This window comes from Flavobacterium panacis, assembly GCF_024649945.1.
In the GTDB taxonomy this organism is placed as follows: domain Bacteria; phylum Bacteroidota; class Bacteroidia; order Flavobacteriales; family Flavobacteriaceae; genus Flavobacterium; species Flavobacterium panacis.
The window spans coordinates 47,430-71,958 of record NZ_JANKMS010000006.1 but is presented as its reverse complement, the minus strand read 5'-3'; the positions used below and the strand labels follow the sequence as shown (position 1 = coordinate 71,958).

Annotated in this window: 23 protein-coding genes; 11 read left to right on the top strand and 12 right to left on the bottom strand. The window is 32.7% G+C overall.

The features are described from left to right. Position 1: 1 nt before the first annotated feature. Genes NQQ59_RS13965 through NQQ59_RS13945 form a run of 5 tightly spaced genes read right to left on the bottom strand, consistent with a single transcriptional unit; the run spans position 2 to position 4,073 of the window. On the bottom strand, positions 2 to 808 hold the full coding sequence (locus tag NQQ59_RS13965) for a DKNYY domain-containing protein (protein WP_144219510.1): 807 nt from the start codon (positions 806 to 808) through the stop codon (positions 2 to 4). A 27-nt stretch (positions 809 to 835) separates the two neighbouring features. Then, on the bottom strand, positions 836 to 2,188 hold the full coding sequence (locus NQQ59_RS13960; RefSeq protein WP_144219509.1) for a DUF6138 family protein: 1,353 nt from the start codon (positions 2,186 to 2,188) through the stop codon (positions 836 to 838). A gap of 26 nt (positions 2,189 to 2,214) precedes the next feature. Beyond that, entirely contained in the window at positions 2,215 to 2,721 is a 507-nt protein-coding gene (locus tag NQQ59_RS13955) for an SMI1/KNR4 family protein (protein WP_144219508.1), read from the bottom strand. 21 nt (positions 2,722 to 2,742) lie between these two features. Next, positions 2,743 to 3,447 carry an SMI1/KNR4 family protein gene (locus NQQ59_RS13950; RefSeq protein ID WP_144219507.1) on the bottom strand — a complete coding sequence of 235 codons (705 nt, stop codon included), beginning with the start codon at positions 3,445 to 3,447 and terminating at the stop codon, positions 2,743 to 2,745. 29 nt (positions 3,448 to 3,476) lie between these two features. Continuing rightward, positions 3,477 to 4,073, bottom strand: coding sequence for an SMI1/KNR4 family protein (locus NQQ59_RS13945; RefSeq protein ID WP_144219506.1), 597 nt, complete (start codon positions 4,071 to 4,073; stop codon positions 3,477 to 3,479). A 287-nt stretch (positions 4,074 to 4,360) separates the two neighbouring features. Between NQQ59_RS13945 and NQQ59_RS13940 the strand changes: the two genes are divergently transcribed. Then, a complete protein-coding gene (locus tag NQQ59_RS13940; RefSeq protein ID WP_144219505.1) occupies positions 4,361 to 5,281 on the top strand; it encodes a DsbA family protein in 921 nt (306 codons plus the stop codon). A 133-nt stretch (positions 5,282 to 5,414) separates the two neighbouring features. On the opposite strand, the gene NQQ59_RS13935 is transcribed toward NQQ59_RS13940, so the two are convergent. The 3 genes from NQQ59_RS13935 to NQQ59_RS13925 all read right to left on the bottom strand — a co-directional run bounded on the left by NQQ59_RS13935 (position 5,415) and on the right by NQQ59_RS13925 (position 7,164). Continuing rightward, positions 5,415 to 5,834: an NUDIX domain-containing protein gene (locus tag NQQ59_RS13935; RefSeq protein ID WP_144219504.1), complete on the bottom strand. Its 420-nt coding sequence runs from the start codon at positions 5,832 to 5,834 to the stop codon at positions 5,415 to 5,417. A gap of 119 nt (positions 5,835 to 5,953) precedes the next feature. After that, complete coding sequence (locus NQQ59_RS13930; protein ID WP_144219503.1) at positions 5,954 to 6,637, bottom strand: SMI1/KNR4 family protein; 684 nt, start codon at positions 6,635 to 6,637, stop codon at positions 5,954 to 5,956. 50 nt (positions 6,638 to 6,687) lie between these two features. Next, a complete protein-coding gene (locus NQQ59_RS13925; protein WP_144219502.1) occupies positions 6,688 to 7,164 on the bottom strand; it encodes a CinA family protein in 477 nt (158 codons plus the stop codon). A 195-nt stretch (positions 7,165 to 7,359) separates the two neighbouring features. Here NQQ59_RS13925 and NQQ59_RS13920 point away from each other — a divergent pair, with 195 nt between their 5' ends. From NQQ59_RS13920 to NQQ59_RS13910, 3 genes are read left to right on the top strand one after another with little or no spacing between them, the layout of a single operon-like run. Continuing rightward, a complete protein-coding gene (locus NQQ59_RS13920) occupies positions 7,360 to 7,830 on the top strand; it encodes a hypothetical protein (RefSeq protein ID WP_144219501.1) in 471 nt (156 codons plus the stop codon). Positions 7,831 to 7,844: 14 nt separating this feature from the next. Then, a complete protein-coding gene (locus NQQ59_RS13915; protein WP_144219500.1) occupies positions 7,845 to 8,237 on the top strand; it encodes a hypothetical protein in 393 nt (130 codons plus the stop codon). 36 nt (positions 8,238 to 8,273) lie between these two features. After that, positions 8,274 to 8,549, top strand: a complete 276-nt coding sequence (locus tag NQQ59_RS13910) for a PrgI family protein (RefSeq protein ID WP_144219499.1) — start codon at positions 8,274 to 8,276, stop codon at positions 8,547 to 8,549. Positions 8,550 to 8,621: 72 nt separating this feature from the next. On the opposite strand, the gene NQQ59_RS13905 is transcribed toward NQQ59_RS13910, so the two are convergent. From NQQ59_RS13905 to NQQ59_RS13895, 3 genes are all read right to left on the bottom strand, one after another. Further along, positions 8,622 to 8,990, bottom strand: coding sequence for a SpoIIAA family protein (locus tag NQQ59_RS13905; protein WP_144219498.1), 369 nt, complete (start codon positions 8,988 to 8,990; stop codon positions 8,622 to 8,624). Positions 8,991 to 9,421: 431 nt separating this feature from the next. Continuing rightward, on the bottom strand, positions 9,422 to 11,353 hold the full coding sequence (locus tag NQQ59_RS13900; protein WP_144219497.1) for a metallophosphoesterase family protein: 1,932 nt from the start codon (positions 11,351 to 11,353) through the stop codon (positions 9,422 to 9,424). A 118-nt stretch (positions 11,354 to 11,471) separates the two neighbouring features. Beyond that, complete coding sequence (locus tag NQQ59_RS13895) at positions 11,472 to 12,122, bottom strand: HAD family hydrolase (RefSeq protein ID WP_257698316.1); 651 nt, start codon at positions 12,120 to 12,122, stop codon at positions 11,472 to 11,474. Between the two features lie 183 nt (positions 12,123 to 12,305). Here NQQ59_RS13895 and NQQ59_RS13890 point away from each other — a divergent pair, with 183 nt between their 5' ends. Beyond that, positions 12,306 to 13,475: a DUF4861 family protein gene (locus tag NQQ59_RS13890; RefSeq protein ID WP_144219496.1), complete on the top strand. Its 1,170-nt coding sequence runs from the start codon at positions 12,306 to 12,308 to the stop codon at positions 13,473 to 13,475. Positions 13,476 to 13,707: 232 nt separating this feature from the next. Here NQQ59_RS13890 and NQQ59_RS13885 read toward each other — a convergent pair whose 3' ends face one another. Then, positions 13,708 to 14,715 carry a LacI family DNA-binding transcriptional regulator gene (locus NQQ59_RS13885; RefSeq protein WP_144219495.1) on the bottom strand — a complete coding sequence of 336 codons (1,008 nt, stop codon included), beginning with the start codon at positions 14,713 to 14,715 and terminating at the stop codon, positions 13,708 to 13,710. Between the two features lie 227 nt (positions 14,716 to 14,942). Between NQQ59_RS13885 and NQQ59_RS13880 the strand changes: the two genes are divergently transcribed. The 6 genes from NQQ59_RS13880 (at position 14,943) to NQQ59_RS13855 (ending at position 24,421) form a co-directional block, all read left to right on the top strand. Next, positions 14,943 to 15,392, top strand: coding sequence for a YhcH/YjgK/YiaL family protein (locus NQQ59_RS13880; RefSeq protein ID WP_144219494.1), 450 nt, complete (start codon positions 14,943 to 14,945; stop codon positions 15,390 to 15,392). 3 nt (positions 15,393 to 15,395) lie between these two features. After that, entirely contained in the window at positions 15,396 to 16,058 is a 663-nt protein-coding gene (locus NQQ59_RS13875) for a bifunctional 4-hydroxy-2-oxoglutarate aldolase/2-dehydro-3-deoxy-phosphogluconate aldolase (protein WP_144219493.1), read from the top strand. Positions 16,059 to 16,178: 120 nt separating this feature from the next. Beyond that, complete coding sequence (locus NQQ59_RS13870; protein WP_144219492.1) at positions 16,179 to 16,991, top strand: SDR family oxidoreductase; 813 nt, start codon at positions 16,179 to 16,181, stop codon at positions 16,989 to 16,991. 23 nt (positions 16,992 to 17,014) lie between these two features. Beyond that, positions 17,015 to 18,199 carry a mannonate dehydratase gene (uxuA, locus tag NQQ59_RS13865; protein ID WP_144219491.1) on the top strand — a complete coding sequence of 395 codons (1,185 nt, stop codon included), beginning with the start codon at positions 17,015 to 17,017 and terminating at the stop codon, positions 18,197 to 18,199. A 292-nt stretch (positions 18,200 to 18,491) separates the two neighbouring features. After that, a complete protein-coding gene (locus NQQ59_RS13860; RefSeq protein ID WP_144219490.1) occupies positions 18,492 to 20,120 on the top strand; it encodes a hypothetical protein in 1,629 nt (542 codons plus the stop codon). A 209-nt stretch (positions 20,121 to 20,329) separates the two neighbouring features. Continuing rightward, complete coding sequence (locus NQQ59_RS13855; protein ID WP_144219489.1) at positions 20,330 to 24,421, top strand: two-component regulator propeller domain-containing protein; 4,092 nt, start codon at positions 20,330 to 20,332, stop codon at positions 24,419 to 24,421. Positions 24,422 to 24,529 lie beyond the last annotated feature (108 nt).

Below are 24,529 nucleotides of genomic sequence, written 5' to 3'. Positions count from 1 at the left end.
TTTATCCTTTTTTAATATCAGTAATATATTTCAATTCTTCATCAATTGTTTCTTTGAGCTCTTTATGCGAAACGGTATTGTGACAGATGTATCCTGAATTTTTGTCTTTTGCATAAGGCTTTGTTCCTAATTCAGGAATTGATATAATTTCGAAAGTTTCAGGATCAGTATTTTCTAAGAGATTCTGCGTAAAATAGATTCTGTTTTGATCCTGTGAAAAATAAGTTTCTTCGTGCAGTCTTTTCCATGTAAGCGGATTTGCTTTTGGTAAACGAGCGCCAATATAATACACGTATTTATCATCTTTCGAAAAAGAATCGTCTATTCGCTGAAAGGTATTTTTATTAGTTCCTTTTATTAAAACGGGTTTTAGTGAATAATAATCCATCCACCAAATTCCCGATTTATCACTACTGAATGATACTGTTGCAGATTTCTTACCGAAATGGTCCATTTTATAGCCTGAATCTAATGTTTCAAAAGTTTCGTGATCGACTTTTTTGGCTATTCCATCCAAAGAATAAATATGATTTTTGTCTTTTGCAAAATGAAAATTGAGAACTTCAAATGTTTCTGGATCGGCTTCTTTATATTTTTGAGATCTTCGGTAACAACTATTTTTGTCTTTTGCAAAACCAAGACAATAAACAAAACTTTCAAAATCGGCCCCTTTAATCACATAATCATCACAGAAAACATTTTTCCCATCGAGAGAATAGTAACGTTCGTCATCTTCTCTGTTTCCAGGGTTTCCAAACTTTGGAAGCTGTACAATTCTAACCTTTTTCCATTCAGTATCTTTATTCATTTTCTTCCAGTTTTGGTTACACTAGTTTTATTCTTTCTGTTGTAATTTTTCAAAAATTGTTCTTTCTTCATCACTAAGCGTTTCCCTAATTTTAGCAAAACCTTTATTTTGCCCAAACGTTGTGTACATGACACTTGCCCAATAACAATCTACCATTTCCTGAACGTCGGTATCTCCATCTGAAAACTCTTTTAAATCTTCTTTGGTAAAATAGTACTTTGCAAAATTTTCCTTGCTTTCTAACAGTAATTTCAAACTTTTTTCATTGGAGAAATAAGAAACAAATACTTTATCATGCAGATGTTCCTGCATCGATGAAATTGCATGTATATAAACTTTAATCGATTTTTCGTTGATACCAAATTTTTCCAAAAACACAGGTGTAAATTTCTCTTGAACAGATTGATGTTCTTCATCTACTGTTTGATAATAATCAATCAAAGTCTCAAAATATTTTTCATCTTGTAATCCTAAAGCGAAAACAGCAAAAGTCGAAGGCATAGCACAATTTTCATCTTCAAGATTTTTGTACCATTGGTATTCTTTTTTAGCAAGATGAATATATTCTAAAATGCTTTTATGAAGATTTGGATATTTTACTGCTCCAGCAAAAAGGTAATTCTGTCCGCATTCTGGAAGTCCTTTTATTGGCAACAGTTCTTTTCCTTCGGAAGAAAAATTAATTTCGAAACTTTTCGGAAAATCCGTCTGCAATACTTTATTGATAAAAGTTAAAGCTTTTCCATAACTTTCTTCGTTATCATTTGCCAATTTTATCTCGATCGTAGCAAAAACATCATTGGCTTTGGCGGTTAAATCACTGTCTTTGTATTCGGTAAATTCTTTTGGAAGTTCTCCTGTTCCGTTTTTCTTTAATTCTGCTACTTCATTAGAACCTAATTCGGTTACCATGTCAAAATATCGGTTTGCGGTAACAGATTCGTAACTTGCTCCGTATTTTATATGACAAACTGCTACATAACAAACAAACGATAAAATCTCTTTTTCTTCTTCAGATATCGAGGTTTCTGAGTTTGTTTTTTTGGTTATAATTTCTTCCCAATGTTCTTTTTTTACATCAAAAAACTTGTTCGTGACATGCTCCTTGATCCATTCTCCAATGGTATAACTGATTTCTTTAAAACTGCTCAGTTTTCTTAATTTTTCAAAAAAATCAACATACAGTACTTTTGAAAATTGTCGTGTCTGAAAAAAGTATTTTATTACAGAACTGCCTAAGAATCGTTCACCCGAATCCAATACATACGGATTTGGATAATCTTCGCCTATTTTAATGGTGTCATTATTAATCGCTTCAATGAATTTCTCTAAAAGCGCTTCATTCCCTTCTATTTTTACTAAATAGTTTAATTCTCTCATTTTTTATTCTTTTACGGCTGAACTAGTTAATCCAGCACATCTTCAATATTGTTTGTATTATTTAAAACCTCTTTTAATGTATTTCCGAGAAATCCCCAGCAGTCATCTTCGTAACCTATATTTCCTGAAGAAACGACAAGAATTTGAAGTGTTTTTTCTTTTCTAAAATCGTACACATAAAACTTTCCTCCGCCGTTTAAAGCAACAGGAAGAAAATCTGGCGCCCAAAACGGAAAACCATAAGCGATATACATTTCACGAATGTCTGTCATCGAAAAATATCCAAATTCACGTTCACCATTTATAATCCCGCCTCCATTTGAATATTTTAAAAGTTCGACATATTCTTCGGGAATTATAATCTGTTTTGGAATCTCCACAATATCCGGAGCCGTTCCCTCAGGATATAATTTTCTGATATTGTTTAATGTCTCTAATTCTGTTTCTGAATACGGTTTTGTAAATAAATCTTCTGGAATCGGTTCTGTTAATCCTGGCTGTTTGTCGAAAAACTCAAATTTATCAAACCACATAATTATTTGTTTTTAATTGAATTAATCTTCATCTTCCTCGTCTTCATCATATTCTTCATCATCGTATGAAAGATAAGACCAATCAATGTCTATTACATCCAAAATTGCATCAAAACGTTCTTGATCGCTGCTTCCAATAAAAGCAGCCGTACAATTGTTATTTTTATCGAATGATAAACTAATTACATCATAAAAATCGTCAGTATATATTTTTTGATTGTCTCTACTGATTTCAGGAATTAAAGTCCATTTTTCTTGAACTTGTTCTACCATTTCGGTATTTATTTTTCCAATAAAATTTCCGTTGTATTGTAGTCCTCCAAAAGTTCCATTATAAATAGCCATCATTAAAAAGAAGTCTTCTGTTGTCTGGGTTTCCAATTCCCAATCTGACTTTTCAATCGTATCATAATTGCCATAAACGGGAGGATTATCTTTCGCTAAATCTTCCTTTTTGATTCCCCAAATCACTACATTTTGGTTTTCTTCATAAAAAACTAAAAAATCATCGTCTGAAAATTCAATTTCATCATAAGGTTTTAAAAGGCGGTTATAAACATAATTTACGTTTTCTTCTTTCCCTAATTCCTCATAATACTCCTTAAATTTCAAAGGTAATTTTACCTCTAATTGTTTTTCAAGAGCAATCATATCTTCTTTAGAAAATCCGTAATTCTCTGTTTCAGACAGTTTGTAAAGACGTTTTATCTTGTTTATATAATTCATTAAAATTCTTTTTTCTCTATTTTAGAAAATTAATATCTCCATTTTTTAACTGTTTTTTCTCCTAGAAGTTCCATCACGATTTCTTCTGTCCAATGGTCTGCTTTGTTATCTGGAGCCAAATCGGCTTGCGCAAAAATTAAACAGCCTTTCAGATAATCATCAACAGAATTAAACATTTGGGTCAGATAAGGCGTTTCATCGTGATCGTAATAATAGATTTCTTTTGTCTCGCTGTGAAAACAAAACATATTGCCATTACCCAAATAATCGCTGAAAGAAATCAAATACGGCAAAACTACTTTGTCCTCATCTGAAAAATCAGGACCATATTGCGGCGCATCTGCCCAGATGTCTTTAATCCAGTCTACTTCTGCAAACTCTTGAAGTTGTTCGCCGATGTCAGCAATTCCGAATGTTTCGTAAAATAATTTTAGATTTTCTGGTAAGGTAGTTCCTAATTTTGTTTCAAGAGCCAGAATCTCTTCTTTTGAAACAGGCTTTTTTAAATCGTCTCCAAAATTATCAGCAATGGCTTCAATAATTTTTCGAGTATTTGTCTCCCAATTCTCGTCTCCGATTTGGTTAAACGGAATCAGAATATCTTCTTTCTTCTCAATATCAATCATAACTTCGGCATATATATTTTACAAAAATGTGAAAATACGGAAATCTTTGTAAGATTGCAATTACTTTATGATTCATCCGTCTGATTTTTGAATAAAATGATGATTCCTTAAAATTAGAATTATATCTAGTCATGTTTTTTTGACTAATTGACTCACGTAGAAATTCGAATGACCTTTGTAAAATAAAAATCCGAGAGTAAATTTTAAAAAACATTTTCATGAAAATACTGTCGTTGTTATTAATCCTGATTTGCAGCGCGAGCTGTCAGTCACAAACTAATTCAAAAATGAGCGAGAATACAACAAATCCGTTATTATGCGATCCTGAAACGGGAATGTGCGAAATGCCAGTTGGCGAAAAATCAAATGAAAAGGTCTCTATTCCAACAGAAAATAAAGTGGTTAAAATCATTTATTACACAGATCCAATCTGTTCTTCGTGCTGGGGAATTGAACCTCAACTTAGAAAATTAAAACTGGAATACGGCGATTATTTTGAAATCGATTATCGAATGGGCGGTTTATTACCTAATTGGAGTTATAATAGTGGCGGCATCAGCAAACCATCTGATGTAGCACATCATTGGGATGAAGCAAGTCTCTATTACGAAATGCCAATTGATGGTAATGTTTGGATTGAAGATCCATTGGATTCGTCTTATCCTTCTTGTATTGCTATGAAAGCCGCACAGATTCAGAGTAAAGAAAAAGCAGTAAAATTTATGCGAATCCTGAGAGAAGGTTTGTATTTAGATAAAAAGAATATTGCGAAATGGGAAAATATAGCCGAAGCAGCAAAACTGGCAGATTTAGATGTTAAGAAACTAAAAATCGATTATGATGGTGATGCTAAAAAACTTTTCGAGGAAGATTTAAAACTTGGAAAATCACTTGGAGTGAGAGGATTTCCAACTTTGTTTTTCTCCGATGGAAACAACAATCAATTGACTGTTTACGGTTCAAAACCTTATGCTTCTTATGAAAATGCATTGTTAGCCATTTTCCCAGATGCTAAAAAGACAAGTATTCCAAATACAAATGCGTTGGCTTTATTTGATGTTTTTCCAACGTTGGCTCCTAAAGAATATGCAGTGATTTTAGACATTTCGAATACACAGGCAAAAGATATTCTGGAAAAATTACATAAAGAAGGAAAACTGGATAAAAAGACCATTAAGAATGGTTCGATTTATATTAAAAAGTCCTAATTACAAAATAGTTCTTTAAGGACGTTTGATTAAAATTTCTATGTCTTTAATCAAACGTTCCTGCGGAACGTAAAAAAACTGCCTGATTCTGATTTTACGGACGAATTGTTCCTAAAGAAAATGAATATTTACTTTAAACTTTGATTCTTTCTCTATATTTGGCCAAAGCTATTTTATCAATTGGAAGTACAAAAGGATTTTCGTTTACATCAATCCATTCAAATCTTTCAATATCAGGAGTACTGATGGCCATTTCTTCGATGTTGTTAATTTTGACTATATAATAAATCAAAAGCAATTGTCTTCCGTCATCCACAATTGATTCGACGAAATGTTCTTGTGTATATAAATGTTCAACAATTTCGATTTTGACATTCAGTTCTTCTAAAAATTCTCTGTAAAGACAGTCTAATATTCCTTCTCCAAATTCGACACCGCCACCTGGAAGTTTGCAGTAAATTTTTCCTTTGTGATATTCGTAAAGTGCTAAGATTTTATCGTTTTGTTCGCAGATTGCGTACGTTCTAACACTAAAATTATTGAGGGGTTTCATAAAAAATCATTTCAATTCCTGAGATGCAAATTTAACTAAAATTAAAAGCTGCAAAGAATTAAACTTTACGGCTTTTTTTATTTTATAAATAATTGCATTTATCAATGAGTCATTCATAATTAGAATTGAAATAACTTTATAATTTTATCTGCTTCTTCTTTAAACTGTTTTTGATATTTGACTCTAACAGCACTTTTTCCAATATTGTCAAAATACACCCATCCTCCTATTTTTTGAATTATATACTTAGGCTGAAGTTCTGCATTATACAATTTATCAAAAGAAATTGTATTTAAAAAAGTGGATTGAATGCTATCAAACAAAACTTTATTTAAGAAACCATCTTTCACAAAACTTATATATTCCTGTTCAAAATTATGATTGGGATCAAAATACAGATCATTTTTTAAATCATATTTAGTATCATAATAGTCGATTACTTTCTCAAAATTCGCCAAATAAACAATTTCATCTGAGTGTCGCGGTAAAATCACAATTGGATCTTCGATATCATCAATTGCAGTAATGATATCGCCATCAATTGTTGTGGCAATGGTAAGCGAATTGAGGAGTAATTGTTCTTCCTTTTCGGTTAAATTCCAAAAATCCATATCATCACCGAAATTAGATCTAATGTAATCTTCATCAGGTTTTTGAACCATTAGTAACTCGTTGATGGAACCTGTACCGTAAATTGATAAAAACGTTGTATAATCAACAGGTAAAGACCCAAGTTTTTCGCAATCGTCAATTTCAATTTTAGATAATGGTTTTAATTCTCCAATACGATATAAATTCTTCATAAATAACCTCTTAAAGTCTAATTACACAAAACTATAAATTTACATTTTTTCTACTTAATTTTATGTAAAATCATTTCAGCAACAGCATTAATAGCCTGATCGATTATACTTTCTGCATTTCCTTCAAACTCAAAACGTTTGGCTACTTCTTTATCTGGAAAAATGATATGAATAAAAATAGTTCCTACTGGTTTTTCTTCACTTTCACTTCCGCCAGGTGTGGTCAGACCAGTTAAACCAACGCAAATGTCAGACTGAATATATCGTGAAAAATGCTGCGCCATAAGTTGCGTCACTTCGGCAGATTCTGCACTGTATTTTTCAATTGTTCCCCACGGAATCTGCAATAAATCTTCTTTCATGGAAGAATGGTAGCAAATAATTCCACCCATTAAAATTTTCCCCGAATTCATAACAGTCGAAAATTCATAACACATTTTTCCTGCAGAAGCACTTTCAGCAAAAGATATCGTTAAATTTTGCTCTATTAAAGCTTGACAACATTCGGTAACTTTATCTGATGTCATATTCATTTTCATTTAATTTCTTAACTTTATGTAATCAAATTTAGAATGTTTAACGGTCATTCATTTACATAATTTCTGACAACGCTTACAATTTAAGTAACTGTTAATTATGCAACTATAATGAGTTTTGTTATAAGAAAAAACAGGTTATCGCTTGGTAAATTTGTAAAAATACAAACTTTAAAAAGCATGATTATGGAAAAGCGTCACGAACATGATTACGGACAATTTGATCCGGATCATATAGATCAAAATACTCTTGTTGATGGTACATATTCTGTTGAAGATGAATATAAACAAGAACTAAAAAAGCACAAGGAATTTGGCGAAAGCGACCCTGACTATTATGAACAAAAAACTCTTATTGATAACGACAATTATGCAAGAGATGAAGATCCTTATCAATATCAGGAAGAATTTGTTGAAGATTTAGCGCATCCGAAACAAGATTTCGAAAAAAATTCAACTGTAAGAGCAGAGAATATTCCAAATCAGGAAAGAGTGATAAATGAAGATGATGCCATTACAAACGACGATACCGAAAGTGATCTCAACGAAGATTATGATCCCGATTTAGATGATGATCAAGACCGCGATTTAGATGAAGACGAAGAACTTGATGATTTTGATGCTGAACATTATCCTGAAAATCATCCGAGAGAATAATCTGAAATTAGAACATGGAAATTGTAACACAAATTATTTGGCTTTTTGTTTTAGCTGTGCCTATTGCCTGCATTAGCTGGACTGTTACGCACGAAGAAATTTTTAGAGAGCCTCACGAATGGTGTGTCAGACATTCCAAAAATGACAGGTTTTTATTGTCACGAAAATTTTTCTATCTGCTTACTTGCGAATATTGCTTTAGTCACTACGTTACAATCGGCTTTTTGATCCTTTGTGATTATAAACTTTTGTTAAATGATTGGAGAGGCTATATTTTGGCAGGGTTTTCTCTGGTTTTTGTAGCAAATGTATATATGAGTCTTTTTGCATTATTGCGTCAGGCTATTAAAAAAGAAAAGGTTGAAATCGAAAAAATCGAGAGTGAAACTGAAATAGAAAAACAATAAGAATTAAAATAATTAACAACTAAATAAATTAACATTATGGACAATTTAAATTTCATAGACCCATTATTACACGGAATCACTCCTGAGTCAAAGAAATCACTTAATCTTTCTGTAAAACAAATGGTTTTTGCGGGTGTTGGAGCTCTTGTTGCTTCGGCAGTGCTAAAAAAAACAGGACATCCAAAAGCCAGTGCAGTTGTCGGAAGTATCGCTTTACCCATTTTAGCATCTGCTTGTTATAAAAAATACAGCGAAGTAGCTAAAGAAAAAATCGATGCTAAATCAAGCAGCGGTATCGAATACAATCATTAATAATCAATATAAATTCATAAAAAAAGAGCATTCAGTTTTGAATGCTCTTTTTTGTTATCTCCTTGAAATATTTTAAGAAATGTTTCCTTCTACCCAATTTAAAGCTTTATTAAACTCTACCTTTTTATAGCCTCGAAATTCACCTGGAACTATAACACTAAATCCGTTGGTAAACGATATTATTTCATCTGTATCTGTAACAATTGCTGCCCTGTTCCACTTTCCGAGATGTTTTAATCCTAAGAGAGCATCCTGAATCCAGGCTCCTGTTGTAAAATTCTCAATATCTGTATCCAAGACCAACAAAAAATTGATTTCGTTTGTTTGTTTAACCAAATGTTCAACTGCAGGAATTACTGCTGTCAAAAAATCATCTTTTGTTACTTCTGCTAAAGCTCTAAAAGCTACAATATTATCGGTAGTGTCAATTTGATGTATCATGATTGTATTTTATTTGAGTTGTTTTATAAAGTTCTGAATTCAAGTATTTTAAAAACTAAAACACTAACTCAAATTTAATAATAATCAATGAAATTAAATTATATTTAACTATTCTGAAATTATATTTTTTAAAGGTTCTGAGGTTTTGAGATGCTAAGGTTCTAAGGTTTTTATACAGATGTGTAAAAATGATCCATTAAATCTGTGTGCCTAATGTTTTTTTAACGCAAAGCACGCAGAGATTTTACGCCAAGTACGCTAAGATTTTTCGTGAGATTTATAAATAAAAAAGTTCGCAAAGCTTTATCATTTGGCTTTGAGAAATTGCTTTTAAATTGCTCGCAAAGACGCAGAGTCGCAAAGTTTTTTATATTCTTTGCGACTCTGCGCCTTTGCGAGATTAAAAAAATTTGTGTGCTTGGCGTAAATTCTTAGCGCTCTTTGCGGTTAATCTCTCCCGTTTTCAAATCAACAGTAAAATGATCTGCAGGAACTTCGTGCATAAATTTATTGAAGATTATAAAGAATAATTTCATTTGCTTCTGCAAAGGCTTAATATTCTCCTCTTTAGCGTCCAAAAATAGTTTTGACAACACTTTATAAGATATCGCTCTTTTCTCTGAAACATCTGTAAAAGCCAATTCATCTGCACTTCTAAAACGATAAAAATCAATTAAAAGATCATTTCCTGTCCAGTTAAAATCTGTCTCTTTAAGTTTATTTTGAGTTAGAATTTGTTGAGATTTTAATTCCGCATCTTTCCATTCTTTTTGAAAATGTTCTTTATTGTTTAGAATAAAATCATAATCAAAATTACTATTTGATTGAATATTCGCCAAAACCAATAAATCTTTTGCAGAAACATTCAGTATAAAATCTTTGAACACATTTGGCCAATCGTCTTTTAAAAAACGAAGTCGCACTAATTCTTTCAAATGAAAATCGGTAAAATCGTGATAATTTTTGGTTTTTAAAATATCAATATTCCAAATGTCTTTCGTATTCTGACTTTCCAAAAACTGATATTCTGTTTTATACAAATCAAATAACTCGTCATATCTTGGAACATTGTCAATTGTAATAGTCTGAATATCTATTACATTATCTTTTTTTAAAGTCAGTAGCTTATAGGCCGGAATATAAGCGGCAAGCGAAGGTGTCTGAACATTTACTAAAGTGTTTCCTTTTGGAGTCGTTCTTACTCCTGTGTCATTAATATGCATATGACCTCCAAAATGAATCTTCAAACCTGCATCAGCAAAAACTTGTGCTACTTCTTCAACGGGAACTCTGTTGAGCTGCCATTTGTTTGGACCAAGCAATTCTTTTATTTCTGCAGAAGCATCATCATTAAAATCAATCATCGGAAAATGACTGAAAGCAACTAAAGTTTTGCCGTGTTTTTTAGCTTCTGCCGAAATAGTGGAAACCCATTCAATCAAATGTTTTTTGTTTGAAAGCACATTATTATAACCTGTACTGGCTTCTGAATAACTTTTAGAATCTCTTGGATCACCATCGGTTTTCTTTGGAATATAAACATTTCCATCAATTGCCATAAGCCAAAGTCCATCAATTGGTTCTACTACATAACTAACGTCTGGAACAACATAACCAGGCGCAACTTCATAAATTCGTTTAGATAACTTAGCGCTTTCTGAAGCTTTTTCAAACGAATAATTTTCACTAGAATAATTCGAAAATGGAGTTGCCCAAAATTTATTCTTATGACTTGGATGAAAACCGAATTCTTTCAGATTATCAGTAATCCCTAAATAACCCATTTTAGCAATATCGGCCGTTATGACGAGGGGCTGTTCGATGTTTAAATTGGGCTTATACATGCCGTCTTTGCTATAAATGGGCTGACTTTTACCTTCTTTTCCTAAGAAATCTTCTTTACCAGATTCTTGTGCAAAAGGTCCAACGGGATCGTGATTTCCGGTTGTAATAAAGAATTCAATATTATATTTTTTACTGTATTGTTCTAAAATTTTGGCTAATCCTTTAACATGAATGGGCTGACCATCATCGGTATAATCTCCAGGAAGTGCTACGTATTTTATTTTTCGTTTAGCGATATCTTCTAAAGCCGCTAGAAAAGCAAAATAATTTTCATTAAAAATTCTGGTAGAATGCAGCTGAGACGCCATTGTTCTGACTAGTACATATTGACCTGTTTTTGGATTTAAAACGCCTTTGTAATCAGAATCTGAAAATTTGCCAAATAAGTCCTGCAAATGAACATCGGACAAAAAAGCAATTTGTGTTCCGTTTAGATCTTTAGTTTTTTGTGCCGAAATGGAACTATTCAAGACAACAAAAAATGACACTATAAAAAGTGAAGTAAATTTTAAATTCATAGGTTTTTAACTTTAATAAACTGGGGACTTATCAGAAGTTTTGAAATTTTTAACTGACCGCAATTTTATCAATTTAAACCTAAAATTAGTTTATCTAAGTGTTATGGAATGATAATCTTTATAAATCAAGTTTTTTACTCAATTCCTCATAACTACCAAAAAGCTCTGCTCCTTCTTCTTCCAAATCAGTATTATTGAAACCATTTGCAAAACCATAAACTTTAAATCCGCCTTTAAGACCTGCCCGTACTCCAGCAACACTATCTTCTATAACAATACAATCTTTAACTTCAAACCCCATTTCATTGGCTGCGTGTAAGAAGATTTCAGGATCTGGTTTCCAACTCTTAATTATATAAGAACTAAATATCCTTCCTTCGAACTTATCAAGTAAACCTGCTAATCCAAGATTAAGTCTTATTTTTTCAAGAGGTCCGCTAGAAGCTGTACAATATGGAATTGTAAGTTTATTTAAAAAATCAAAAATTCCATCCATTGGTTTTGCTTCTTTTTTAAAAGCTTCAAAACTTCTTTCTCTATAATTCTCTTCAAAATCTTCAGGAAGTTTTTTACCAATAGCTGCTTCAATCTGTAAAAAGCAATTCTTCAAACTTACTCCATTAAAATAATGATATGCATCTTCAATTTCCATTTTAAAACCATGTTCTGACGCCATCTGAAGTAATACTCCATTACCAATTTTTTCTGTATCAACTAAAACTCCGTCACAATCGAAAATAATACACTTAACCATTTTATTGATTTTCATTTAATTACAAAATTATACCTACTAAAAACAAGGCGAATGTAAAGTACAAAAAATAATTCACTACTTCATTTTCAAACTTTTGTACAAAATTACTCCGCTTTTGTATTTCCATTCATTTTATGATTCGTACTTTTATAAAATACTATTAAATTGATTTCTTTTAAAAAATTAAAACTATAAATTTTGAAAAAACATCTTTTACTCACTGCAATTCTGGCTGGAAGTTTTGCCATGCAATCACAGAATAAAATCGTAACAATTAGCAATAATTTAAAAGTTGACCGCGAATTTGAAACCATAGAATTAACTAAAAAAGTACTTGGTTTAGCCTCAGATTCAAAACTTGAAAATTATGTTGTAAAAGATTTAAGCAATAATTCATTTTTAGAAAGTCAAACTGTTGATAATGATGGTGACGGAATCATGGATGTTATTTTATTTCAACCTAAAATTAAAGCTTCTTCTAAACAAGATTTTGAGGTTTTGAAAGGGACAAATCCCTCAGCTTCAAAAGTAATTAGCTGTTATTCTCGTTTTGTTCCCGAACGTACAGACGATTATGCTTGGGAAAACAACAAAGTTGCCTTTAGAACTTACGGACCTGTGGCACAAAAAATGGTCGAAGACAAAGTTCCTGGAGGTACTTTAACCAGCGGAATTGACGCATGGCTAAAAAAAGTGGAATATCCAATAATTAACAAATGGTACGAAAAAACCGTAAACGGAACTGGAAGTTACCATAAAGATACAGGAGAAGGTTTAGATAATTTTCAGGTTGGAGACAGCCGTGGTATTGGTGGAATTGCAGTAAATGTAGATGGTAAATATTATTTTTCTAAAAATTTCATCAGTTGGAAAACCATTACAACGGGACCAATCCGAACTAGTTTTATTTTAACTTATGCCGATTGGGACGCAAAAGGCAATAAAATAACAGAATCTAAATTAATCAGTTTAGATTATGGAAGCCAGCTTTCTCGTTTTGAAGTTACCATTACAGGAACTAAAACTGTTTCTGCTGGATTGACATTACACGACAAAAAAGGAGTTTCAGAAACAAATTTAAAAGAAGGCTGGGCAAGTTATTGGGAGCCAATTGACGATTCTGAAATTGGAATGGGCTTAGTTATTCCAAAAGCTTCTGTAGTTAGTTTTGATAATCACATTACTGATGAAAAAGAATTAAGTAATCTTTACGGAAATATTGCCGTTAAAAACGGAAAAGCACTGTATTATGCTGGTTTCGGTTGGAAAAAAGGAAGTCCGTTTCAGACTAAACAAGAATGGGAAAAATATTTAAGTTCTTTTGCTGAGAAGATTAATAATCCTTTGATTGTGAAGGTTAAGAAATAATGGGTTTTGCCACTAAGGCGCTAAGACACAAAGATTTTTTCTTTCCTAAGCTTCATTTTTAGTCTCGCCATCCCGATGGCTATCGGAACTGAGATGCTTTTTTTTGTTTCACGCAGATTTAAAAAGATTTAAGCAGATTTGCTTTAAATTAAAATCTTAATTAAATCTGCTTCAATCAGCAAAATCTGCGTGAAATAAAATCATTTTAATCCTATAATCTGTGGCTAAACAACTATCGCTTAGCAGGAAAATAATTCTCCTTCAAAATAATCTCCAATGGAATATAATGTGTCTTTTCTGTTTCTTCTTGAAGGACCAATTTCTTGTATAAATAATTAATCCCCATGTAACCTTGATCTTCGGGTCTTTGGTTGATCAAAAAATCAATTACTCCTTTGTTTAGGTATTCTATATTTTCTTTCAACAAATCATAACCAATTATGCGCACGCCTTTTATATTGTTTTTATCTAAAAACTCAGCAACAATATAAGCTCTGGAATTCGGTACAAAAACACTGTTTACACCAGAAAACATTTCCAAACTCAACTGATCTATTTTGGAATCTTTTAAAGTAACTTCAGAAAACTTGAAATTGGTCAATTCATCGTGATCTTTAAAATAAGAATAAAAACCATCAATTCGTTGTAAATAAACTGAAGTACTTTCTATTTCTCTGGTAATTTTAAAAATCAAAACCTGTCTTTCATTTTTAACAGCAAAACTGATTAATCTTCCCGCCAGATATCCACTCTGAAATGCATCCTGTCCTACATAAGCGTGCTGATTTTCTTCAGAAATATTAGAATCAATCATCACAACTGGAATATCTTTCTTTTGATATTCATGTAAAAAATCGACAGAATCTTGATAAAATATTGGCGCGAACAACAAACCATCGCAATCAAACTGCATCACTTTTTGAACTGTTTCCTTAAAAGAAACCAGATTGTAATCGTAGAAAAAATAATCCAGAACGATTCCGAATTTACTAAACTCTACAGCAGCTTTTTCGATTCCGTCAACCTGACTTCTCCAATATTCCAAAGTTTCAGACTTTGGTAGAAAAACAGCAAAATGAAATTTTTTGTTTAATGCCAGATTACTTGCCAGAATGTTTCGCTTATAACCAAACTCTTCAATTATCGCATTGACTTTATCAACCGTTTCCTGCGCCACTTGTCCGCGTTTGTGTATGATTCTGTCAACCGTTCCGGGAGAAACATTAGCTAGTTCGGCAATTTTCTTAATTGTTATGATATTGATTCTATTTAAGTTAAAAAAATAAAAGCAGTGCGGTAAAATTAATTTATTTTATCAAAAATAAGTTGTTTTACAGCGCATTTTACATACATTTGTAAAATACCGTGTACGCACACGCAAATATACACATAACATTAAAAAAACAATTCTTTTTTTATGTTATCTATTGAAAACTAACTATTAAAAACAAAACAATAACTAATAAAATGATAGTAGATTCATTACATAACGCAGCTAAATATTACAATCTGCATCCGAACTTTAAAAAAGCATTTGATTATGTAAATCAGAATGATATTGCTAATCTTGAAGAAGGTGCTTTTGAAATTGGCGAAGGTTTAAAACTCATTGTAATTGTTGGACAAGGAAATACAAAAGAAGAAGCCGTAAAAGGATTTGAATGTCATGATAAAAACATTGATATTCAGATTTCAATCAAAGGACCTGAAACTTTTGCATGGAAACCGAGAGAAAAATGTGTGAGCCCAAATGGCGATTACAGCGACGAAAGAGATGTCCGTTTTTTCCATGATGCTCCTGATACCTTTTTTCAATTACAAGAAAAACAATTTGCCATCTTATTTCCTGAAGATGTACACACCGCAATGATTGGAGAAGGATTATTGAAGAAAATTGTAATAAAAGTAAAAATATAGTAAATGAGTACAATTGAAAACGCTATAGAAGTTATTCTACAACAAGGAATGCTTCCTTTATATTTTAATGCCGATGAAAATAAAAGTGTTGCTATCTTAAAAACACTTTATAATGTAGGAATCAGAGCTGTAGAATATACAAGCCGCGGTCCCGAAGCTCTTTCAAACTTCAACAAAATGATTGAAGTAAGAAATGCTGAATTGCCAGGAATGCTTTTAGGAATTGGAACAATCAAAAATTTAGCGCAGGCTGAAACCTATTATTTAGCTGGAGCTGACTTTTTTATCAGTCCCGGATTTGTTCCTGAAGTAGCTTCTTTTTTAATCGGAAAAGAAGTTTTATATGCACCTGGCTGTATGACGCCAACAGAAATTATTGCGGCTGAAAATGCAGGTGTAAAATTCATTAAACTTTTCCCAGGAAATATTTTAGGTCCGGAATTTATGAGCGGCATTAGAGATGTTTTCCCAGATTTAACTTTTATGCCGACTGGCGGAGTTGATACCACTAAACAAAGTATTGAAACTTGGTTTAATGCTGGTGTTTCTGCTGTGGGAATGGGAAGCAAATTAATTAGTAAAGAAGTAATGGAATACGAAGCTTACGAAACAATCGAAAAAGAAACAAAAAGAGTTTTGGATTTGATTGAGGCAATTAGAAATTAAATTTCATCCCGATAGTTATCGGGACCAAATTCCAATTAAAACTTAAACATTAAAACTAAATCATAACCATACTTTCTCTTTCAAAATTGGAATTTAAAGTATTGAAAATTAAAACTAAAAATGGATTCAATATTTAATCTAAAAGGTAAAATTGCACTAATAACAGGAGGTGCAGGAGTATTAGGAAGTAATTTTGCCAATGTTTTGGCGAAACAAGGCGTTATCGTCGGAATCGTTTCGCAGTCACTTGAAAAAGCACAAAGCACTGTAAAAACTATCGAAGCAAACGGCGGACAAGGTTTTGCTGTTCAGGCGAATGTTTTAAACAAAGAAGAAATAGAAAAAGTGAGAGATTTTATCGTTGAAAAATACGGTCGTCTTGACATTTTGATTAATGGCGCTGGAGGAAATATGCCAGGTGCAACAATTCAGCCAGATCAAGCTATTTATGATATGAAAAGTGATGATCTTCAAAAAGTAATCGATTTGAATATTATCGGAACTATGCTTCCTTCTCAGGTTTTTGCTGAACTTTTTGCAAAGCAGAAATCAGGAAACATTATCAACATTTCATCGGCTTCGGCTCAAAGACCTTTAACAAGAGTTGTGGGATATTCGGCTTCAAAAGCGGCAATTGATAACTTTACACAATGGATGGCGGTTGAATTAGCCTCTAAATATGGTGAAGGACTTCGTGTAAATGCTATTTCTCCAGGATTCTTCATCGGAGAACAAAATCGTGCCTTATTATTAACTCCAGAAGGAAAACTAACGCCAAGAGGAGAAAAAATCATTGACCACACACCAATGGGAAGATTTGGTTCTCCAGAAGATATTGACGGTGCACTTTTATTCTTATGCAGTGACATGTCGAAATTCGTAACGGGAATAACATTAAAAGTAGACGGTGGTTTTGCCGCTACAAGTATCTAAAACATTAAAATAAATTACATAAAATGGAACAAACATTAAGATGGTTCGGACCAAATGATCCTGTTTCTTTACAAGATATTAAACAAACTGGAGCGACGGGAATCGTAACGGCTTTACACCATATTCCAAACGGACAGGTTTGGAGCATTGATGAAATTATTAAAAGAAAAGTTGAAATCGAACATGAAGATGGAGATCCTAAAAAAGGAGCTTCTGGTTTAACTTGGTCGGTTGTAGAAAGTATTCCGGTTCACGAAGACATTAAAAAACAGACTGGAAAATATTTAGAGTACATTGAAAACTATAAAGAAAGCATTAGAAACTTAGCTTTATGCGGTATTAAATGTGTGTGTTATAATTTCATGCCTGTTTTGGATTGGTCAAGAACTGATTTGTCTTATACTGTTGAAGATGGTTCAAAAGCATTGCGTTTTGATATTAATGCTTTTGCCGCTTTTGAATTGTTTATTTTGAAAAGACCAGGTGCTGAAAACGAATATTCTGAAGAGCAAAAACAAAAAGCAAAAAGCTATTTTGAAGCTATGAATGCTGAGGATAAAGTAAAATTACAGCAAAACATTCTGGCAGGACTTCCAGGTGCTGAAGAAGCTTATTCTGTTGAAGATTTCTTGGTGACTTTGAGCGCTTACAATCATATTGACAGACAGGCTTTAAAGGATAATCTTTTTCACTTTTTAAAAGAAATTATTCCAGTTGCTGAAAGTAAAGGCGTTTTAATGGCAATTCACCCAGACGATCCACCTTATCCAATTTTAGGTTTACCAAGAGTAGTAAGTACCGAAGAAGATTTGATTGATTTAATGAATGCTGCTCCTTCTCCATCAAACGGATTTACGATGTGTACAGGTTCTTACGGAGTTCGCGCAGATAATGATTTACCTGGAATGGTAAGACGTCATGGCGATAAAATGAATTTTATTCACTTGAGAAGCACACAACGCGACGAAGAAGGAAGTTTCTACGAAGCCAATCATCTAGAAGGAAACGTTGACATGTACGAAGTTGTAAAAGCAATTTTGGAAGTGGAGAAAAGAAACAACAGCAAATTACCAATGCGCCCTGACCACGGACACCAAATGCTGGATGATTTGAAGAAAAAAACAAATCCAGGATATTCTGCAATTGGCCGTTTAAGAGGTCTTGCAGAACTACGCGGACTTGAATTAGGGATTAAGCGATCTTTATAGTGGGGGTTTTGCCGCTAAGACACTAAGGCACGAAGTTTTTCTTAAGCTTTGTGTTTTTAGTCTCGCGAAGTCGCTGAGACGCAAAGTTTTTTTTGTTTCACGCAGATTTAAAAAGATTTAAGCAGATTTGTTTTAAAATAAAAATCTAAATTAAATCTGCTCCAATCAGCAAAATCTGCGTGAAATAAAATTCTTTTAATCCATTAATCTGTGGCTTAAAAATCTTCGCGCCTTAGCGTCTTCGTGGCAAATCAACACAAAAAAACTAACTAACCACAAAAACCACAAAACCATGATTCGCCAAACCATTCTTATCTCCTGCGGTCTTTTCATGAATACCTTATTATCGCAGGAATTACCTAAAATTATTACTTCAAAAACCAACTATCTTCCTGATTTCAGCTATGCAGGCTATCACTTCGGCGAAAGCCAAATTCCTGAAACCAAAGGAAAGGTTATTAACGCCACTGATTTCGGCGTAAAAGCAAATGATAATCTTGACGATTCAAAAGCGCTTTTAAAAGCGTTTAAAGCCGCTAATACCGTTGAAGGAAATGTAATTTTACAATTGCCAGCAGGACGAATTATTCTCAGCGAAATTCTCTACATCGAAAGAAGCAATTTTGTACTTCGAGGCGCTGGTTCTGCCGAAAACGGAACCGAAATTTATTGTCCAAGACCCATGATGTATCTTAAAGATTCTGAGGTTTTGGCTGAGCTTCGAGAATATTTAACCACTTTTGACAAAAGACAACGCGAACCTGAAAATAATATTGATCTTCCTTTTTCTCAATATGCATGGTCTGGTGGTTTTATATGGACACAGGTTCCAGGGGAACGTGTAAAATCGTATTTGGATAAATACGAACCAGAATCGAATCCGCTGGCAAAAGTGAGTTCAGGGAAAATGGGCGAACATGTTATTACGGTTTCAGATGTAAAAGGTTTGAAAGTTGGTGATGTTGTCGAATTGCAATTGTTTAATAAAGACGGCCAGAACGGTGAAATCATTCAGGATTTATATCAAGGTGCCAAAGTTAAACCCGGCTCACATCACTGGCAGTTTCCAAAACTTCCAATCGTGAGACAGCAGGTTGAAATCACTAAAATTTCTGGTTCAAAAATCACTTTAAAAACACCTTTAACTATTTCGATCAAACCAAGTTATCAAGCACTGTTAGTCGAATGGAAACATTTAAATGAGGTCGGAATTGAACATCTTCGTTTTACTTTTCCTGATATTCCGAGAGTGGCACATCATGTTGAGCCCGGAAATAATGGAATCTTCTTAACACGCCTTTTCAACAGCTGGGTTAAAGATGTTAAAATCACAAATGCCGACAGCGGAATTTTAGCCGAAGAAGTTGCTAATGTCACCATTCAAGATATTACGACAGATGGACCGCATTTAGCACATTATACCGTAACTTTAGGTGGCGTACATAATATTTTGGTGAAGAATCTAAAAATCTATAATTCGGCGGTTCATCCATTAAGTTTCAACACTTTTGCGACAAAAAACGTATATCAAAATTGTGAAATTTTTACAGATCCCGTGTTAGATCAGCATTCAGGAGCGAATCATCAGAATTTATTTGATAATATTACTGTTCATTTAAAAGCAGATAAAACCAATAGTTACGCTGTATTTGGCGGTGGCGGTGCTGATTACTGGAAACCTTCTCACGGACCTTTCAGTACGTTTTGGAATCTGAATGTTCAGGTTGAAAATCCAGAGGCATCAAAAACAGTTTTATTGTACGGAATGAAAGACGGCGCTTTAGCCAGAATAATTGGTGTTCATGGAAATGCAAAATTTGAAATCAAATATGATATTGATCCGTATATTGAGTTTTTAAATATGCCTGTTGAAAAAATTCCGTCTCTTTACGATTATCAATTAAAAAAACGCTTAAAATAGCCTAAATATCTGCCACAAATTACAAGTTTTTTTTCGCCACGAATTCACTAATTTTCTCTAATTCTTTGAGTTGATTTTATTTGTGTTGAAATGACGAATTACTCCAATTTAAATTATAAATAATTCGTGCATTCGTGGCTAATTTTCAATACTAAGAAAACAATGATTTAGTCTGTGTAATCTGTGGCAAAAACCTAAAATAAAACGCTATGAAATATAAAATAGCTTTTCTCACAATTGTATTTGTTTTCGGTAATTTATTCTCCCAAAATAAATACCGCCTTAAAAACTTCTCGACTACCGACGGGCTTTCACAGAGTTCTGTTATTGCCATTCATCAAGATAAATTTGGGCAGATGTGGTTTGGAACCCGAGATGGTTTAAACAAATACGATGGAAGCCGATTTACCATTTTCAGAAATGATGCTTCTGATAAATATTCCATCAGCAACAATGATATTTTGGCTATTGAAGAAGACAATTCGGGAAAAATCTGGGTTGGAACTTACAATGGTTTAAATTGTTACGATCCCATTTCTAATCGATTTACAAGATATCTTCACACCAAAGCCAATCATACCATAAGCAATAATGCCGTTTGGAGTATTCGAGAAATTGGAGGCGAAATGTGGTTTGGAACTTCAAAAGGATTAACTATTTATAATAAAAAAACAAAACGTTTTATCTCTGTTTTTCATTCAGATAATGATAATTCAACCCTGCCAAGCAATAACATTCTCAGCATTTTAAAAACCAAAAAAGGCGAAGTGTGGATTGGAACTACAAAAGGTTTATGCCAGGTTATAAACAGAAAAGGTGGCAAATTTTCTTTTAAAAATTATCCTTTAAATTCGGTTGATTTATTAAATGTACAATCGGTTATTGAAGATCAAAATGGTAATTTATGGGTTGGAACAAAAAACAAAGGGCTTTTAAAATTCGATATCAAACAAAAGGCATTTGTTTCTTTTTTAGATGCTTCTCAATATGCAGAAATCAATACTGATATTCGATCTTTGGTTCTTGATAAACAAGGTTTTTTATGGATTGGTGCCTATGACGGAATTTATATTTTAGGTTCTGATAAAAGTCTTCAAAAAATAAACAACAGCAATAATAGCAACGGAATCGACAAAGTAAAGTCGGTTTTTATGGATAAAAAAGGTTCAATTTGGATTGGCTGTTATTACAAAGGCGTAAATCTTTGGGATGTTTCGAATGTCAATTTCTCCAATTACAATCAGAATTCTAAAAAAATTCCGATGAGTTTTGATGTTGTCAGTTCCATAATTACAGATAAAAACCAAAACGTCTATTTTGGAACAGAAGGCGGTGGTATCACAATTTTCAACAGAAATAGCGAAACAGTAAATTACATTAACAGTAAAACTGGTCAGACGAACAAAAATGACATCAAATCGATGTGTCTATCCGAAGATCATATTTTATGGATTGGAACTTTTTCTAAAGGTTTATCTGCTTACAATACGGTTTCAAAAAGAATGGAAGACAATAGAATTGCTTCCGATTTAACTGAATTATTAAAGGAAAGCGGTGTTTATTCCATTAAAACAGAAGGAAATATTTTATGGATAGGAACTTTTGGAAAAGGATTAATTCGCTATAACACAACTCATAAAACTTTTGAAATTATTGGAAATGATAATACAAAACCTGTTTTTTTAACCAATAATATTCTTCGCACACTTTTAATTGACAAACAAAATTCGCTTTGGGTTGGAACACAAAATGGATTGAATCGTATTCCGCTTCAAAATTTCAATCCGAAGAAATACCAAATACAGCATTTTTTCTACGATCATTCTTCTTTATCTGGCGATGATATTTTGACACTGTTCCAAGATTCCCAAAACAAAATCTGGGTTGGTACAAAAGCAAAAGGACTTCATTATTTTGATGGAAAAAAATTCACTCGAATCAATCTGAAAGTTGGAAATACGGTTATCACTTCTATTCACTCGATTTTAGAAGATGACAATAAAAACCTCTGGATTAGTACAAATCAGGGAATTATTAAATACAATACCATCAAAAAAAATATTGTAATTTATGATCAAAAGGATGGTTTAGCCAGCAATGAATTCAACGATAATTCGGCTTTAAAACTAAGTTCGAATCAGTTTTATTTTGGAAGTCCGTCTGGTGCTACTTTTTTTGATCCAACAAAAATTTCATTAAATCAATTTGCGCCACAGGTTTTAATAACCGATTTGAAAATTAAAAATGAAACCGTAAATGCGCATGACAAAAATGGCATTTTAGCAAAAAGCATCGGCTTTACCAAAACGATTACTTTAGATTACGACAAGGCAAACTTCTCTATCAGTTTTGCTATTCCGAACTATATTCGTTCTAAAAACAATCAATACAGTTATCGTTTGGTTGGCTTAGAAAATAACTGGACAACAACTAAAAACAGCGAAGCCAATTTTGCAATTCAAAATGCAGGAACGTACACATTTGAAGTTCGCGGTGCCAATAATGACGGCGTTTGGAATCAGACTCCAACCACTTTAACCGTAATTGTAAATCCGGCTCCGTGGCGTAGTATTTGGGCGTTTTTATTATACGGAATCATAATCGGTTTAGGTTTATATGGTTTAATCTGGATTATGAAATCGAAAGCCAGATTGAAACAAAAATTGGAACTAGAATATCTAGAAACGCAGCGAATTGAAGAAAACAACAAACTGAAATTAGATTTCTTTACCAATATTTCACATGAATTTAGAACGCCTTTGACTTTGATTTTAGGCCCATTACAGCAAATTCTAGCCGATTATAACGGAACCAACGAAATGTATAAAAAGCTTTTGGTTATTGAAGGAAGCGCCAATCATTTGTTGAGTTTGATTAACCGTTTGATGGATTTTAGAAAATTAGAAAATCATCAAGTTTCATTAGAATCAGCAAATGGAAACATTGTCAAATTCACTAAAGAAATCTTTTTATCTTTTATAGAATATGCCAAAGACGGCGGTTACGATTATTCATTTGAAACTGAAAACGAAGAAATTCTAGTTTATTTTGACAGATATAAATTGGAACGTGTTTTCTATAATCTAATCTCAAATGCTTTTAGATACACTCCAAAAGGTGGTTCTATTAAAGTTGAAATCAATCACGATGAACAAAACCTTTTTATAGCGGTTGAAGATTCTGGAGTTGGAATTTCTGAAGAACATATTAATAAGATTTTTGATTTGTTTTTTGAAATTCCGATGCACAATCAAGTTCAAAAAAACTACAATAAAGGAACTGGAATTGGACTTTCAATCGTAAAAAACATTGTCGAGCTTCATAAAGGAAAAATTGATGTTACAAACAAAACAACTGGCGGGGTTATTTTTACCGTGACTTTACCGCTTGGGCGCGAACATCTTCTGGACAACGAAATTATTTCTGATTTTAAAATTAGTGATGATATCGAACAATATAATGCACAATTGGAACCTTCGGAAATAATCGAAAACGAAGACATTGAAGATTTCATTGTAAACGAAGAAAAACAAACCATTCTAATTGTGGAAGATCATAAGGTTTTGAGAAAGTTCATGAAAAACCTTCTCAAAAAAGACTACAACATTATTGAAGCAGAAAACGGAAAAATTGCCTTCGAAAAAGCTTTAAAATTCGTTCCGAATTTGATTATAAGCGATGTTATCATGCCTGAAATGGTTGGAACGGAACTTTGTTCAAAAATTAAAGAAAACATCAAGACCAGTCACATTCCTGTTATTCTGCTGACTTCAAGATCTTCATTAGTGTATAAATTTGAAGGATTAGAAAGTGGTGCCGATGATTACATTAGCAAACCATTTAATTTAATGGAATTTAAACTCCGCGTCAAAAACCTTTTAAATTCGGCCGAACGTTTGAGAATTAAATTTTCTAGCGAAGACAGTTTTATTCCATCAGAAATTACTGTTTCTTCTCTGGATGAAGAATTACTGAAAAAAGCCTTCAAGATTGTAGAAGAAAATATTTCAAACGAACAATTTGATATTCCGTTTTTCTGTTCAGAATTAGGCCTAAGTCGAACCATGTTATTTTTAAAAATTAAAGCTTGGACAAATTGTACGCCAAACGAATTCATTCATGAAATCAGATTAAAACGTGCGGCACAATTATTAGAGCAAAACAAATTAACGGTTTCTGAAATAAGTTATAAAGTCGGTTTTAATAATCCGAAATATTTCAGCAAATGCTTTCAAAAAAAATACGGAGAAACTCCATCTCAATTTGCTGACAAATTTTTTAAATCTTCTGCATCCATTTAAAAAAATCACTGTTTTAAGGGCTTAAAAAAGGGTATCTGTATTTTTAGATACCCTTTTTTGTATTTCTATTTCTTATTTGGCTTCTACATTTGCGATATGAAAATCAAA

Excerpts from the sequence above, each read along its gene's own strand:
- NQQ59_RS13915 (WP_144219500.1), top strand. The coding sequence starts at position 7,845 with ATGGAAATTGTAACACAAATTATTTGGCTTTTTGTTTTAGCTGTGCCT.
- NQQ59_RS13905 (WP_144219498.1), bottom strand. The coding sequence starts at position 8,990 with ATGATACATCAAATTGACACTACCGATAATATTGTAGCTTTTAGAGCT.
- NQQ59_RS13870 (WP_144219492.1), top strand. The coding sequence starts at position 16,179 with ATGGATTCAATATTTAATCTAAAAGGTAAAATTGCACTAATAACAGGA.
- NQQ59_RS13945 (WP_144219506.1), bottom strand. The coding sequence starts at position 4,073 with ATGATTGATATTGAGAAGAAAGAAGATATTCTGATTCCGTTTAACCAA.
- NQQ59_RS13910 (WP_144219499.1), top strand. The coding sequence starts at position 8,274 with ATGGACAATTTAAATTTCATAGACCCATTATTACACGGAATCACTCCT.
- NQQ59_RS13860 (WP_144219490.1), top strand. The coding sequence starts at position 18,492 with ATGATTCGCCAAACCATTCTTATCTCCTGCGGTCTTTTCATGAATACC.
- NQQ59_RS13930 (WP_144219503.1), bottom strand. The coding sequence starts at position 6,637 with ATGAAGAATTTATATCGTATTGGAGAATTAAAACCATTATCTAAAATT.
- NQQ59_RS13940 (WP_144219505.1), top strand. The coding sequence starts at position 4,361 with ATGAGCGAGAATACAACAAATCCGTTATTATGCGATCCTGAAACGGGA.
- NQQ59_RS13925 (WP_144219502.1), bottom strand. The coding sequence starts at position 7,164 with ATGACATCAGATAAAGTTACCGAATGTTGTCAAGCTTTAATAGAGCAA.
- NQQ59_RS13880 (WP_144219494.1), top strand. The coding sequence starts at position 14,943 with ATGATAGTAGATTCATTACATAACGCAGCTAAATATTACAATCTGCAT.
- NQQ59_RS13855 (WP_144219489.1), top strand. The coding sequence starts at position 20,330 with ATGAAATATAAAATAGCTTTTCTCACAATTGTATTTGTTTTCGGTAAT.
- NQQ59_RS13920 (WP_144219501.1), top strand. The coding sequence starts at position 7,360 with ATGGAAAAGCGTCACGAACATGATTACGGACAATTTGATCCGGATCAT.
- NQQ59_RS13950 (WP_144219507.1), bottom strand. The coding sequence starts at position 3,447 with ATGAATTATATAAACAAGATAAAACGTCTTTACAAACTGTCTGAAACA.
- NQQ59_RS13955 (WP_144219508.1), bottom strand. The coding sequence starts at position 2,721 with ATGTGGTTTGATAAATTTGAGTTTTTCGACAAACAGCCAGGATTAACA.
- NQQ59_RS13900 (WP_144219497.1), bottom strand. The coding sequence starts at position 11,353 with ATGAATTTAAAATTTACTTCACTTTTTATAGTGTCATTTTTTGTTGTC.
- NQQ59_RS13960 (WP_144219509.1), bottom strand. The coding sequence starts at position 2,188 with ATGAGAGAATTAAACTATTTAGTAAAAATAGAAGGGAATGAAGCGCTT.
- NQQ59_RS13875 (WP_144219493.1), top strand. The coding sequence starts at position 15,396 with ATGAGTACAATTGAAAACGCTATAGAAGTTATTCTACAACAAGGAATG.
- uxuA (WP_144219491.1), top strand. The coding sequence starts at position 17,015 with ATGGAACAAACATTAAGATGGTTCGGACCAAATGATCCTGTTTCTTTA.
- NQQ59_RS13935 (WP_144219504.1), bottom strand. The coding sequence starts at position 5,834 with ATGAAACCCCTCAATAATTTTAGTGTTAGAACGTACGCAATCTGCGAA.
- NQQ59_RS13895 (WP_257698316.1), bottom strand. The coding sequence starts at position 12,122 with ATGAAAATCAATAAAATGGTTAAGTGTATTATTTTCGATTGTGACGGA.
- NQQ59_RS13965 (WP_144219510.1), bottom strand. The coding sequence starts at position 808 with ATGAATAAAGATACTGAATGGAAAAAGGTTAGAATTGTACAGCTTCCA.